Origin of the sequence: Aminobacter sp. Y103A, assembly GCF_030294925.1 — a bacterium.
GTDB lineage: Bacteria > Pseudomonadota > Alphaproteobacteria > Rhizobiales > Rhizobiaceae > Aminobacter > Aminobacter ciceronei.
The window spans coordinates 1349671-1363643 of sequence record NZ_AP017986.1; the positions used below are offsets into that span (position 1 = coordinate 1349671).

Below are 13973 nucleotides of genomic sequence, written 5' to 3' on the forward strand. Positions count from 1 at the left end.
GCCATGTATGCGTCACCGGCCGAGATTCAGATCCTCATGCATACGGCTATCGAACTCGTCGTAGCAGCCGGTCTTGGCGCAGCGCGCGCGATAGGCATTATGATGATCCTACCGGTATTTACACGTTCTCAGACCGATGGCCTGATCCGCGGCTGCCTGGCTGTCGGCTTCGGATTACCATGTCTGGCACATGTCAGCGACGCGTTGCAGGCGCTGGATCCTGAAACACGTCTGATTGAGGTAGCTCTGCTCGGATTGAAGGAAGTTCTTGTCGGCGCACTACTTGGCACCTTCCTTGGCATTCCCTTATGGGGACTTCAGGCGGCCGGTGAGTTTATCGACAACCAACGCGGCGTCACCAACCCGTCCGCCCCGACCGACCCCGCGACGAATAGTCAGGCTTCCGCCATGGGAGTCTTTCTCGGGATCACTGCGATTGCCATCTTCGTCGCATCAGGGGGGCTGGAAACGTTGATCGGCGCCCTTTATGGCAGCTATTTGATCTGGCCCGTGTATAAGTTTTATCCTACATTGAGCACGCAAGGAGCAATGGAGGTGTTAGGGCTCCTCGACCAGATTATGCGCACGGCGTTATTGGTGTCAGGGCCCGTCGTGTTCTTTATGACGCTGATTGATGTATCCTTTATGCTACTGCGTCGCTTTGCGCCGCAATTCAAATTGACCCAACTGTCCCCGGCGATCAAGAATCTTGTCTTTCCGATTCTCATGGTTACATACGCTGGCTATCTCGTAGAGGGTATGAAACTGGAGATCACACAAGCGAATGGCGCGCTCGAGTGGTTCGATAGATTGCTGAAATGAGCGACTCGAGCGAAGAGAAGACACACGCCGCCACCCCCAAAAAGCTAAACGATGCACGCAAAAAAGGGCAGCTGCCACATAGCTCCGATTTCGTTCGCGCGGTCGGCACTTGCGCTGGTCTCGGATACCTTTGGCTAAGAGGCAGCGCGATCGAAGACAAATGCCGCGAAGCGCTACTATTTGTCGACAAGCTGCAGAACCTGCCATTTGACTTCGCGGTCCGGCAGGCGCTGGTTGTGCTTGCCGAACTCACCTTGGCAACTGTTGGCCCGCTGCTTGGAACGCTTGTCGCGGCGGTGCTTTTGGCAAGCATATTAGCCAATGGTGGATTTGTTTTCTCTCTCGAGCCAATGACGCCCAACTTCGATAAAATTAATCCTTTTCAAGGGCTGAAGCGCTTGGCGTCTGCGCGTTCGATGGTCGAACTCGGGAAGACGCTGTTTAAAGTATTCGTTCTCGGCGCAACCTTTTCCTTTTGCCTTCTCGGCATGTGGAAGACGATGGTCTATCTGCCGTTCTGCGGCATGGGCTGTTTGGGCCTTGTCGTTACGGGGGCAAAACTGCTGATCGGAATTGGCGCCGGCGCACTTCTGGCCGCTGGCCTGATCGATCTCCTGGTGCAGCGTGCGTTGTTTCTGCGCGAAATGAGGATGACCAAGACTGAAGTCACGCGCGAGCTGAAGGATCAGCAAGGGGCGCCAGAGTTGAAGAGTGAACGACGTCGCATTCGTGACGAGTCAGCTGACGAACCTCCCCTCGGTGTGCATCACGCCACGCTGATCTTCAAAGGAACGGCGATACTGATCGGTCTGCGTTACGTCCGCGGTGAAACCGGGGTGCCCGTCCTGGTTTGCCGCGCCGATGGCGAGCGGGCTTCACACCTGCTTAGCGAGGCGCGAGCGCTACGTCTTGAAATTGTCGACAACGATGTCCTAGCGCATCAGCTCATCGGCAAAACGCAACTGGGCAGACCCATTCCCATGCAATATTTCGAGCCCGTGGCGAGAGCACTCTTCGCCGCAGGATTGGCCTAGCCCTGGGGCCTCTGTGGCCGCCCCGTAACACAAGAGGGCTAGTGCCATTTTGGACGTGATCGGAGTGCGGTCTTCCGTGAGGCCTTTATGTGTAACATTCCTAGCCTGAAAAATTCGTGGGAGTCGGCGGGTTTCATGCAAGACGTTGAACGCATGATTTGGTTGCTCACGCCGATCCGCGCCATTTCACGGAGACCACTTAAGCTGCCGCTGAGCGGTTTGTCATTTGTGGTCGGCAAGCGCGGCGGCGCATGTGGCATGCAGAGCTTTGGAGCGGACAGACGCCGGCCGTGCTGACCCGAGCTGCCTCTGCGGTTTTCCGAGCTCTGATCGGCTGAATTAACGCACAATCCGCCGCGGAGCCACGCCCTTGGATCTCGCTGGATTCGGCGGCGAGCCTGAGCTCCCTCGGTGCAAAAAGGAGGAGCAGCAGCTGGACGCGGGAGCGCATCACCGCACCCAGGTCACACGACCAAGTTCGCACTTTTCCGGCCCGCGATGAATGGGAACGACCTTTCTCCTCAATTTGACAGCACGGCGGGCGTCATCAGCAGCGTTTGCCGGATGTTAGTGAGATCGCCGGGAAGTGCAATTGCGCCGTCGAGGCTGCCGCTCGCTTTGGCGCAGGTCGGTAGCAGAAGACGGTCCGGGCAAGGCGGGGCTCGGGAGTTCGCCTCCCGCGCCCTCAGCCCGCCACCGTGGGAAAGTTGGGAAATGATGATGTCGCAGCAACGAAGCCTCGGAATTTACCGCTACGTTCGAAGAATGTCAGGCCTCCTGTCAGGCGCTATTCCTTTGGCAGAAGCGCAGTACCCACTTTTCACCACTTTGCAGGAGGCCGAACCCTGCTCGATCATTATTTTCCGGTAGCCCGCTTTTTGTCCAGACTCGTCAGGTTCTCGAAAGCTCCTGCTCGTAGCCTGATGAGATTATCTTTAGGCGTCGGCGCCAATGGAACGCATGCAGGAGTACTTGATGGCCGCAGCAATTGGGAGTGGATTTGGCAACATTTCCTTAGCTCGCAGGGGGCATGGAGATCCGAAAAGCCAACCAGAGCAACCTGACAAGCCGGGTAGCGGGAATGATGACCCTAACAAACCGGGTAGCGGGAACAATGACCCAAACAAGCCGGTTGGCGGGAAAGATCCTGTGGACGGTCAGACTATCTCTGGGGATGATCAGCAAGCTCTAGCCGAAGCGTTCGACACGGTTCTCCACTCCGTTGCGCTAACTATTTTGAACGATGCCATGGCTGATGCCGACGAGGCTATTGCAGAAACTGAAGAGGATGCCTGACGTGGATGGTCTGCGTCAGGATGTGTGTGCCGTGCTGACGGGCGCGGTTTGAACAGAAGGAAAACGTTATGAGTAAAGCAGGTACTGGCACCAGTGCGGCTGGCACTGGGACTTCGGTGGCTACAGACGTAGGTACCAGAGTCGCGGGGAAAGCCGCTTTCGAGGCGCAAATCGCGGATCTAACGGCGGCTAGCTTGGAGGCTACGGCTAGGAGTATACAGCTGCGCACCGTTACGACCAACCTCAACACAATCAAGAAGGCGGCCGACGAGCGCGTTCAGTAGGTTCGGAAGCAGGGGTTCCCGATCGCGTCGCCAGGTGGCGCGATGTGGAACCGAAATGAGCCGCACGGCAATTGCCGTGCGGCTTCTCTCTTGTTCGGGAGAACATCCTTGAATGACGCCGTTTCTCTTGATTTCGAAGTTCTGTCGGGGCTCTATTGCGGGCTGACGGGTAAGACTGCTCTCGAAACGAGCTTAATCGGCTGCGGCTTAGACGCCGATATGATCTTCGTCGAGCAAGGATTGGCACCGCATCATTTTCGTATAACGCTCCTTGGCAACTCGATCGAGGTCGAGGCGCTTGCGGCCGGACTCAGCATCAAGGGTAAGCGGAATATCGCCGCGGGCGAGTGCGTTGTGGTGCCACTTCCTGTCGTCGTTCTCGCAGGCGAGATGTCCATTCTCTGGTCCGTGCAGGATGAAGTGACAAGTGGTCCGATAGGCATACCACGCCTCTCGATGCGTGTTCTGGCCACGGTGATAGTCAGCTCTCTAGCGGTCGGTATGCTCTCAGCCTTTTTTTCCTATAATGGGGACGGTGGTGCATCGAGACCCAATTCACCCAGTGCCGATCATGAGTCGAAGCGGACCAACCACCGCGCCGACGACCAGATTGCGGAGGCAGCGGCTAAAGAGCTGCAGGAGGAAGTCGATAGAGCGGGCCTACTCAATGTTAAGATCGGCTCGGCAAAGGACACTGTGACGGCGGAGGGTACCGTCACGTCTGAATCGGTCATCAGTTGGCGGAAGCTCCAGCAGTGGTTCGATCATCGCACCAAGGGCGCCCTGACACTGGTCAATGGAGTGCTCATAAAAGACGAAAAGGCGCCATCCGCAATCGCAGTTGAAGCCGTTTGGCGTGGCCCGCAACCGTATCTTGTCATAGGTGGTGAGAAGTATTTTGTTGGCGCCGTTCTGGATGATGGATGGACGGTCGACAGGATCGAGGACGGTCGTGTGCTGCTGAGCCGTAATGGCCGCCTTGCTGCTCTCCCGTATTAGTCCGCAGGCCCTATCAAGCAGAATTGCGTGGTCAGCTACCATTCTGCCGCGCCCAGTACCACAACAAACCTAGACAGAGTGAAAACTTGCTGACCACCCAGCTTCGCGCATTCGGGCTCTCATGCCACAGCCTGCTGCTCGCGGGCTGCCCAATGAGGGACTTGGCCCTCGGACTTCGAATGCTACGCTTCACTGCGTAGCAGCAGAATAATTCTCAAGCGATCGTAAAGGGGCCTAGATGGCCAACGTCCTGCGTAAGTTCATCAACCGTTCGCCGGCCAACCCGGACCTGATGGTCGCGTTGATGCTGCTTCTGGCTATCGCTATGATGGTCATGCCTATCCCGATCGTGGTGGTCGACGCGCTGATAGGATTCAATATGGGACTGGCCATCCTGCTGATGATGGTTGCCCTGTATGTCAGTACTCCACTTGATCTTTCCTCTTTGCCCGGCATCATTTTGCTTTCCACGGTGTTCCGCCTGGCGCTCACCGTCGCAACGACGCGCCTGATCCTGGCCGAGGGGGAGGCAGGCGCCATCATCCATACGTTCGGCGATTTCGTGATCTCGGGCAATATCGTGGTCGGTTTCGTCATATTTCTGGTCGTCACCATGGTACAATTCATGGTCCTCGCGAAGGGCGCCGAACGCGTGGCCGAAGTGGCGGCGCGCTTCACGCTCGACGCTCTGCCGGGTAAGCAAATGGCGGTCGACGCAGAGCTACGCAACGGCCACATCGATGCCAACGAATCTCGCAGGCGACGCGCCGCATTGGAGAAGGAAAGCCAACTTTACGGCGCGATGGATGGCGCGATGAAGTTTGTGAAGGGCGATTCCATCGCCGGACTGGTGGTTATCTTCATCAACATGCTGGGTGGGATATCGATCGGCCTGCTCTCGAAGGGCATGTCCTTCGGCGATGTGCTGCATCACTATACTCTGCTAACGATAGGCGATGCATTGATATCGCAGATTCCGGCCCTGCTGCTATCAATTACAGCGGCGACCGTCGTCACTCGTGTCACGGGGGCGGCGAGGGTCAACCTTGGTACCGAAATAGTGAATCAGATCACTGCCAGCAAGCGACCAGTGCGGGTCGCAGCTTGCGTCCTGGTTTTGATGGGGTTCGTTCCTGGCTTCCCCCTGCCCGTCTTTTTGGTGTTGGCCGCAATCTTCGCCGCGATAAGCTTTGTGAAGGGCGATGTTGTCGATACCACAAGTGCAGGGGACACTCAAAAACAAACCGCGCCCGCGCAGGAATGTCCGATCGCTTTCTTCCTTGCGCCAGACCTGATGCATGCGATTGAACAAGTCGAATTGCAGCAGGAGATTGCACGCGTTTCGCAACTACTTTCAGCCGATCTTGGCATTGTCGTTCCCCCCATCCCTGTCACTGTCGACCAGCAGTTGCTGGAGTCTCAGTTTCGAATAGATATCGAGGGGGTGCCAGTTGAACAGGGTGTGTTTGATCCGAGCCAGCTGATGCTCAAAGACGATGTGGCGAACATCGAATCGAGCGGTATCCCGTATCGGCGTGATCCAAAAACGGACAGACTCGTGGCCGACCAAAGCCATGCACCGGCTCTCAAGAGTGCCGGCATCACACATTACGGTCCTGGCGAATTCCTCGCCTTGCGCCTCCATACAGCGTTGACCCGTTTCGCACCCCGATTGATCGGTATTCAAGAGACCCGACAATTGATAGGCCGAATGGAGAAGGACTATTCTGATCTGGTCAAGGAGGTGCTGCGCACGACGCCAATACCTCGGATTGCGGATGTGCTGCGCCGGCTCCTGGATGAAGGAATCCCGATCCGCCACACCCGCCTTCTCTTAGAAGGATTGGCGGAATGGAGCGAACGTGAGCCAAACGTTGCCCTGCTCACGGAATATATTCGTTCTGGTTTGAAGCGTCAGATCTGTCACCGCTATGCCAACACAGAGGGCATCGTGCCCGCCTTGGTCGTCGAACGCCAGAGTGAGGATGTGATGCGCAATGCAGTTCGAGATTCGGCTGCAGGACCCCACCTCGTACTAGAGGACCGGCAAAGCGAAGCGCTGCTGTCACAGGTACGTCAGATCCTTTCGAACACAGCACCGGGTCAGACCCGCCCTGTCGTTTTAACCTCAACGGACATCCGACGCTTCGTCCGCGGCTTTTTCACCAGAAACGGGATCGATGTTGCCGTGCTGTCTTATCAAGATATCGCCTCCGACTTTACAGTTAAACCCGCCGGGTCCGTCAAATTCCCGCATGGATCGATCAGTGGGCTGTCAGAGTAAACCCAATCCGTTTGCCATCGAATGAACGTGATAGCACTCTATGATAATTGGAAACCAAGCATGAATTCACACCAGAATACAGACGGCCGAGCATTTAGGAACTCACTTTTCTTCTCTGTACTCGCCATGCTGCCTCTCGGCGGTTGCGCCAGCTTGGACAAGCCTGCTCTTTCAGTGAGGGAGACGTCATCCCCAGAGCTGCTCAACGCCAACCAAATCGACCCGGCTATGCGAGAACGCATTTTGAGCGCGGTCGGCCAGGATGCACAAGAGCGGGCTCTGCGGGATGAGTTGACGCAGCACCCAGACAATGTCGATGCGGCGATCCGTCTTACGAATGCTTTGGTCGCGCAGAAGCGTCCGCATGAGGCGCTTCAGGTACTGGACAGGCTCTTGGTTGCAGCCCCAGGAAATTTGCGCGCATTGAACGCGAAGGGAGTGATCTTGGACCTTGAGGGGCGGCATGACGCGGCACAGGTGCTGTATCGGCAAGCTCTCGAGACAGAGCCTGGGAATCAGATGGTGCAGCACAATCTCGACCTGTCGCTTGCGTTTTAAAGGAAGTCCGGACCTGAGTGCGTTGGCGCGGTCGCGCTAGCTGTGCACATGCACCGCCCGACACACCTTGGTCAGCGACCGGTTATTTCCAGCACCTCGGCGTCAGCGCCGGCCAGCTCCTGCACACGACCGGCGATGGTGGTTCGCGACCGCGTGCCCAGTTGATACAGGCCTCCCGCAGGATCGTCCGGACCATATTCTCGATGCTGCGCATTTCGTTCAGCACCGGGTGGCGGTGAACGAGGAGAGAACGCCAGAGCCGGCATTGCCAGCTCTTGACATGCACCGGCTGGCCTTCGGCGCGCAATCCGTCGTGAGGCCAGGCCGTCAGCGAGCACGCTTCCAGGTTGACGCGCTCCAGCGGGAGCCCGACTTTGGGCAGCGCGATGCGGGCAAGAAGATCAAAGGCAAGAAGCGGCATATTCTCGTCAATACCAAGGTCTCCTGATGCACGCCCTCGTTCATGCCGCCGACATCCAGGACTGCGATGGCGGCGTGATGGTGATGGCGAAGCTGTTCGGACTCGATCCCTTCCTGTTCAAGCTCTACGCCGGTGGCGGCCATTCCAGGGGCCGGAGTTCCAAAAGGGGCTGAGGAAGACAAATTCAATTTCGAATCGCACCAGGGCGCTCGCCTTCCTCAAGCTGGCCTCCATTCGCCTCATGGTCGGAAGGCTTCGGGCACTGTAAAGTTATCAGCGGATTGATGCAGCGATAGCTGGCCGGGACGGCTGTCACGCTGTGGCGAGACACGCGATTTTGTTCCAGATTTGCATGGCGGCGTTACGCAGGTCTCGATGTTGAGCCGATGACAGCGTATTGCGGGGAAAGTGGAACAGGTTGGCAATCGGATCATGGATGGAAACGAACCGCTGAAGCTGGCGTGCCGACTTGAAGCGTTTCATGGTCCTTTCGCGTCGTCGGGTCGGCTGGTGCGAATTTTCCGCTCGATTATTGAGGCCTTTGTGCGACCGGTGTTCGACACCGGGCATGAGGTCGCGCCTGGCGGCATCATAGGACCGGAGCTTGTCGGTGATCATGACTCGTGGTGTCCGCCCTTGAGCCTTCAGCAACTTGCGCATCAGACGCTTTGCCGCCTTGGCATTTCGGCGGCTTTGCACCAGCACTTCGAGGACCAAGCCGTCCTGATCGACGGCACGCCAGAGCCACTGCTTCTTGCCATTGATGGCCACCACACATTCGTCGAGATGCCATTTGTCGCCCAGGCAGCCGGCTGACCGTCGCTTGATCTCCCGGGCGAAATGCCGCCCGAATTTCTCCGCCCAGCTTCGAATGGTCTGATGCGTGACGATGATGCCGCGGGCCGCCAACATGTCCATGCGCAGGCTGAGCGGAAAGCGAAAGTATAGCCATACCGCGTGCGCAATGATCTCGGCGGGAAAGCGGTGGCAACGATAAAGCGGATCACGAGCAACTTCTGACATGGCCCATGTTCGCACATCTTCATCAGCCGTCGGTTAACTTTACGGTGCCCGGCTACCTCATCAAGATGCCAGACATCGTCTTTCGATGGCGCCTTGCGGCGCAGGCGACGTGCATAATCGGGACTGTGCTTCTTTCCCCAGCGGCGGATGGTCTCGTAGGAGACGACGATCCCCCGCTCCAGCAGCATTTCTTCAACATCGCGCAGGCTCAGCCCGAACCGGTAATAAAGCCAGACGGCATGAGCAACGATTTCGATCGGGAAGCGATGGTTCTTGTAGGTGGCGCATGCTTCGACCATGCCAACCTGACTTATCGTCAAACCGTTAAGCCAAAATCAATGTGACAGCACCCCTGCTTGAGTTCCTGATAGTCCCGCTCGATCCGCCATCGCATCTTGGCCTGATCGACGAGGTCGGCAAGCCTGGTCTTTCCAGGCAAGGTCGAGAGCCAGTACTTAGTTGGCTCGACTTCACCGTCCGGCCATTCGATCAGGAACCATTCCTCAGCGTGGGGGATGGAGCGCCAGTAGTCGCGATGGGCCGGCCGAACCCGCACGGTGGCAAAGCGTGAGGCAAGCGACGCCTTGGAGCCCTCGCGCCAAGTAACCATGTGCCAGGCGTCCTCGGGCAGCGCTTGCGCCAGTTCCTTGGCTGAGACCGGCGCATGTTCAGCCTGCCGCCGAACGCGCGAGGGCGGGCGTCCGCGTCCGCTCCACGGCTTCGGCGGCAATGGTTGCGTGCCGGGCGACCACAGGCGGATCGAGGACTGGACCCCGACGACATAGGTCAAGCCCACCTTTGTCAGCCCGGTGCGGAAGGCGGTGTCGTTGCCGTAACCGGCATCGGCCAGCACCACGCCCCGTGAGACGCCGGCCTCCAGCGCCGCCCGAATCTGCGCGAGGGCGATTTCGGGCTTGGTGCGGAAGACCACATTCTCCGGCACGCCTGTCTTGGCCCGCCGGTCAGGGTCGTTCGCCCAGCTTTCCGGCAGATAGAGCTGATAGGCAATCGGCAGGCTCGCCTGCTCGGTGGCAACCGACAGAGAGACCGCGACCTGGCAGTTGTCCTGCTTGCCGAGCTGCCCGCAATACTGCCGTGCAACCCCAACCGAATGCTTGCCTTTCTTGGGAAAGCCGGTGTCGTCGACGATCCAAGCACGGATCTGCCCCTGACGCTCAAGCGCTGGCAGCACCTGTTCCCGCACGCGGCTCAGCACGGCATCATCCGACCAATCCGCCTTCGCTACGAAATGATGCAGCGACTGGTGCGCCGCCTGGACACGCCCAGGCTCCACCCGTGCCGCCATCGGCTCGACGCTTTTGCGCTCGCGCGGCAAAAGCAGCCCGGTGCAATAGGCCTTCAGCGGCGCCACCCGGTCAGCGTGACCCAATACCGAGGCCAGCGTCTCGACATAGGCCGCAAAACGCGATTCACTCGTTTCGATTCCGTCCTGGAGATCCATCGCTCCCTCCATATGAAGCACGAATCGCCATTCTCGCAATCAGTCGTTAACGAAACTTACGACACAGTAAGACTAGGGGCCAGTTTGTAGAGTGCCGGATCGGCGTCTCTTAAAGAGAACACGGTTGTGCCCCTGACCGCAGGCTCTTGCGTGATTAGGGGAATCACATCGTCGACCGCCTCTGGAAACGCGTCTCCCGTGGCCCGTAGCATCTGAACCAACTTGAAGTTGGCCCTCGGCGTTTGGAGTTCGGCGTCAAGTGGCCAGGTGCCGCGAAACACCGGCCCAACAACTTCGCGCCAGGTCTTGAGCTTCTCTGCGGGCGCCTCCGACTTCCATCTCAATGGCGAAGCGGTGCCCGACCTGCCAGAGGGCATTGGACCCTATGCGGCGCAGTGCTGCTCTGGCCTCTACAGGTGCCCCTTCCGCGTGGGGCCGACCAGGCATGGATCAGCGCCGGGGCCTCGCCGGCCTTCACCGTCCGAGACTACAGGGAGCGATCAGCGTTCGGCCGGGCGGAGTTGGTCAGGTTACGCAGCCCGGGCGAGCGCGGATCGCGCTTGGCCGCTGATCGGTGATGACGCGCGGTTCTTGTCTCGATTTGGAAACCCGCCACGAGAAACGCTTGGCCGGCCAGTAGGTCGATGGTTGCGCCCGCCATCATCATCGTGCGCAACAGTCGAAAGGGCGGCATTCCCGACAGCACGCCCGCATCATCCGAAAGTTAATTCCGATCCGTGATGCGCTGCGCGAGTGCCGAAGGCGAGGGAATTCGACGGCCCCCGAGAGAAAAAGCGAACGCAGTATGTGCATCGCCCCGCCGGAACTAGCTTACAGCGCGTCAGCTCACCGTCAGCTCGTTCGAGTAGCTCTCTTCGAGAGAGACCTAACAACTCAAAATCATATTAAAGACTTCCGCCAAAAAGGGAACGAATGCCATGTACGGTCGGAAAAGTGGCTCATCCGAAAGCTCCAACCAAGCTAACGACCCGGTACGGTCAAAGGGCAGCGACGGCTTTGGCAAGCACTTGCGCACATGGCGCCGCCTGGTCTCAATGCGAGTTCGTCTCCAGCGCCGGCACGCCCGTACTCGCTAGTTTCGCGGCCTCCTATCGTGGAGATCGACAGGTCTTCGTGTGTTTTGCATTGGGTTCAGGCTGGACCGGCGCGGCAGGGTCGATCCGGGCTGGCCATGACGACTGACGAAAACATGCCGCTGGTTCTCAGACGTCATGCCACCTGTCATCTGGGCGATTGCACTTACCCGCCAGAGCCCTGATGCACTACGGCTGACACATCAGCCCCAATCCACAGACAGCGCGTTCTCGTCTATATCGGAGATGAAAAAATGACGGGCATTGGCCGATCTGGAAAATCGCGCATTGGAGATGCTGGAGCCGGATCGAGCAGTTCGCGCTCGCAATCAGGTCTTGCCTCCGGGGAAGGCAGCCAAGGGTTCGGTTCCGTCCTGGAGCGGATGCGCTCTGAGGGAGGTAAAGGTTCACCCTCGGCTGGCGCTGCGCGAGGTGCCCATGATGACCTTGGCGGCAAATCTTCAGGCCCTTCCGTTCCCCCACATCGAATCCCGGCGGCTGCGCCACGTGCAGCCGCCGGGCCACGTGCGGCCGGTTCGCGGAGGCGCAGTGTTTCCTCAACGTCGGATGGTGAAGCCCTGGCGCCGGTCGCCAGCCAGCCGTCAACTTCGGGTGTGACAGTCCCCAGTTCCTCGTCAGGCGAAGTCATCAACGAGACAAAGCGACGAATGTGCTCGCTGATTGACGAAATCCAAGTTCTCGAAGAGAAGAGCCTGCATAGCGGAAAACCGATGGAGGGCTTCCGAGACGAGCTTGATCAGCTCGCTAATGCGGGCGCAGAACTTCTGGAATGCTACGCGAGCCTGCCCAAGGATGAGGCGCGCAGCACTCTGTCCGACGATGATGTGCGTCACTACCGCGCCGACGTGATTCATCGGGCGGACAGTGCCAACGAGCTGGCCCATACGATCTTCAAGAAGGAGGAACAGAACCGGAAGCGGATGGAGGACATTCTCCACAACTTGGTCAAATCCAATGCCACCCTCGACCAGCTGAGCCGATCGGCTCCCAGTATGGCGAAGTATCCCGTGGCCTGCGTGGAGCGTTGGGACAAGAAAGTACAGCGCCACGAATTGATGCGGGCCGTCTGCGTCGCGACAGCCGACTTACCAAGCTCAACAGCCGAGATGCGGCGGGAAGAAGAGGCCGCGCTGCGGCTGCACTCGGGCTGGGTTGTCAATTCAAAGATAATGCAGCTGCAATCGCGGATCAATCTCGCGCAGGTCAACATGGCCCCGCAGGCGATCATGCTCGAAGCACCCATCAGGGAACTCCTCATCGGTGACAACGGGCAAACGCGTCTGCTGGGTAACTTCATCGGCGAGGTTTTTCCGGCATTCGTCTCGACGGCCGAAGCTGTACTGAGGAAGGAAGGGCGCCCGCTCGACGCGGAACACTGCGCCGTTCTGGAAGGAGTTGTGGAGCGGCTTGCGGATTTTGCGTCGGCCTCGCACTCCGTGGTTGACAGGCTAAGGGATCACCAAGCAGGTGCTGGCCTCCCATTGGAACTGTTGACCCGGATCGTGGACGACGCCTGGATCGCTTCGGACGAGGTTACGGACCTCCTCGCACTGCAGCCGAAGCCGCCAGCCCCTGACCTGACGGCCGACGCTGCCGCTGCGATGCCGACTGGAACTGCCGGCAAGACTATGGTGGCCGAAAGCACTACAGCGCCCAGAAAAAAAGGAAAAGACAAGAGCAAGCAGGCCGCTGGCGCCGGGAGTTCGGCGGCCGGGCGGCCGGAGCCGCAAGTCGCTGCGGCCGTCAGCGACCCTGCGCCAGCAGCCAAGGTGCTCGTACGCACGGATTTAGGTACGAAGAAGCTCGTGAGTGCAGAGGAGGCGCAGAACAGTGCGTCGTCCGCGGCAGCACGCTTGGCGATCTTGCAAAATCCAACGACGGGGGAAAACACGAAGTCACTAGTCGCACGGTCGACCGAACTTTTGAAGTTCGATTTGCCTGCTCAGCAAAGTTTGATCTCCCGAGCGCGCTCCGGGAAGCCCGAGGACGTCGAACACGCCGTCGGCCTCGTGGTCCAGCGCCTGCAAACGCAGGCTGTCGAGATGGAGCCCTGCCTCCCAGCGTTGGAGGCGTCTCGTCTCTCCAAGGAGGGAAAGATGGACGACGTGCACCGACTAACGGTTCAGTTCAGGGACATGTTGGCCAATGTGCGGGGATTGGCTAAAGCTTGGGACGAACAAAAGCCTGATATGATCATGGATTGCATGAAGAGGTACCCATTTCCCTCGCAAAACCACCTTGAGCAGTTGCGGTCGGCCCGGGAGTTGACGCCTGCAGATCCCCCGTGCGCGTTGAACCCAGAGCCGAGCAATCTGTTCGAGATTAGGCTGCAGCCCAAGGCGCTGAGCAACCGTACACTACCGAGTCCAATGTGGGTGCACATCCACACGACACGAAAGATATATGCGAAGCAGTTGGCAACGCTGGACAGCGCCGAGTTCGCCGCTTGCCACGTCAAGTCCAGTGAACAGCGCGGCCATAATCGGCAGTGGCAGACCTCCCGGGCTAAGAAGGGTTACGACAACGCAATCCACCGCGGCAAGCTCACCCCGGCGTTCTGTAAGTCCTTGTTGAGCGACCGGGCCGATATGCGAAATGGGCCGGCGTAACATCGGCATTTTGTGGATTCCAACCAGCTTAGTAGACAGAGGCGCAATCTGGGAAACCCCTGGCAG

The 13973-nt window shown here is 58.7% G+C and carries 7 protein-coding genes and 5 pseudogenes; 8 read left to right on the forward strand and 4 right to left on the reverse strand.

Features of this window, described 5'->3' with window-relative positions; genetic code table 11:
- The first annotated feature begins 3 nt into the window (after nt 1–3).
- The 6 genes from sctT (at nt 4) to Amn_RS06600 (ending at nt 7277) form a co-directional block, all read left to right on the forward strand.
- Nucleotides 4–822 carry a type III secretion system export apparatus subunit SctT gene (sctT, locus tag Amn_RS06575; protein ID WP_010913976.1) on the forward strand — a complete coding sequence of 273 codons (819 nt, stop codon included), beginning with the start codon at nt 4–6 and terminating at the stop codon, nt 820–822.
- Entirely contained in the window at nt 819–1856 is a 1038-nt protein-coding gene (locus tag Amn_RS06580; RefSeq protein WP_010913977.1) for an EscU/YscU/HrcU family type III secretion system export apparatus switch protein, read from the forward strand. Before sctT ends, Amn_RS06580 begins: the two co-directional genes overlap by 4 nt.
- A gap of 975 nt (nt 1857–2831) precedes the next feature.
- A complete protein-coding gene (locus Amn_RS06585; protein WP_044551341.1) occupies nt 2832–3152 on the forward strand; it encodes a hypothetical protein in 321 nt (106 codons plus the stop codon).
- Nucleotides 3153–3544: 392 nt separating this feature from the next.
- Nucleotides 3545–4435 carry a SctD/MshK family protein gene (locus tag Amn_RS06590; protein ID WP_286295235.1) on the forward strand — a complete coding sequence of 297 codons (891 nt, stop codon included), beginning with the start codon at nt 3545–3547 and terminating at the stop codon, nt 4433–4435.
- A gap of 238 nt (nt 4436–4673) precedes the next feature.
- Entirely contained in the window at nt 4674–6719 is a 2046-nt protein-coding gene (gene sctV / locus Amn_RS06595; RefSeq protein WP_286295237.1) for a type III secretion system export apparatus subunit SctV, read from the forward strand.
- 60 nt (nt 6720–6779) lie between these two features.
- On the forward strand, nt 6780–7277 hold the full coding sequence (locus Amn_RS06600) for a tetratricopeptide repeat protein (protein WP_010913980.1): 498 nt from the start codon (nt 6780–6782) through the stop codon (nt 7275–7277).
- A 110-nt stretch (nt 7278–7387) separates the two neighbouring features.
- Here the strand turns inward: Amn_RS06600 and Amn_RS06605 are convergent.
- A pseudogene (locus Amn_RS06605) lies at nt 7388–7662 on the reverse strand (IS110 family transposase); the annotation flags it as partial.
- On the opposite strand from Amn_RS06605, the pseudogene Amn_RS32725 reads away from it, so the two are divergent.
- Nucleotides 7663–7966 (forward strand): annotated as a pseudogene (locus Amn_RS32725) (transposase); the annotation flags it as partial. It lies immediately after the preceding pseudogene.
- Here the strand turns inward: Amn_RS32725 and Amn_RS06615 are convergent.
- The 3 pseudogenes from Amn_RS06615 to Amn_RS06625 form a co-directional block, all read right to left on the reverse strand.
- Nucleotides 7938–8721 (reverse strand): annotated as a pseudogene (locus Amn_RS06615) (IS6 family transposase). The pseudogenes Amn_RS32725 and Amn_RS06615 sit on opposite strands and share 29 nt — an antisense overlap.
- Nucleotides 8722–8869: 148 nt before the next feature.
- Nucleotides 8870–9020, reverse strand: a pseudogene (locus Amn_RS32730) (IS6 family transposase); the annotation flags it as partial.
- A 53-nt stretch (nt 9021–9073) separates the two neighbouring features.
- Nucleotides 9074–10183, reverse strand: a pseudogene (locus Amn_RS06625) (IS701 family transposase); the annotation flags it as partial.
- Between the two features lie 1477 nt (nt 10184–11660).
- Between Amn_RS06625 and Amn_RS06630 the strand changes: the two are divergent.
- On the forward strand, nt 11661–13907 hold the full coding sequence (locus tag Amn_RS06630; RefSeq protein WP_502874767.1) for a T3SS effector XopP-like protein: 2247 nt from the start codon (nt 11661–11663) through the stop codon (nt 13905–13907).
- Nucleotides 13908–13973 lie beyond the last annotated feature (66 nt).

Coding starts and splice junctions, on each gene's coding strand:
- sctT (WP_010913976.1), top strand. CDS start 4: ATGTATGCGTCACCGGCCGAGATTCAGATCCTCATGCATACGGCTATC.
- sctV (WP_286295237.1), top strand. CDS start 4,674: ATGGCCAACGTCCTGCGTAAGTTCATCAACCGTTCGCCGGCCAACCCG.
- Amn_RS06585 (WP_044551341.1), top strand. CDS start 2,832: ATGGCCGCAGCAATTGGGAGTGGATTTGGCAACATTTCCTTAGCTCGC.
- Amn_RS06630 (WP_502874767.1), top strand. CDS start 11,661: ATGCGCTCTGAGGGAGGTAAAGGTTCACCCTCGGCTGGCGCTGCGCGA.
- Amn_RS06580 (WP_010913977.1), top strand. CDS start 819: ATGAGCGACTCGAGCGAAGAGAAGACACACGCCGCCACCCCCAAAAAG.
- Amn_RS06600 (WP_010913980.1), top strand. CDS start 6,780: ATGAATTCACACCAGAATACAGACGGCCGAGCATTTAGGAACTCACTT.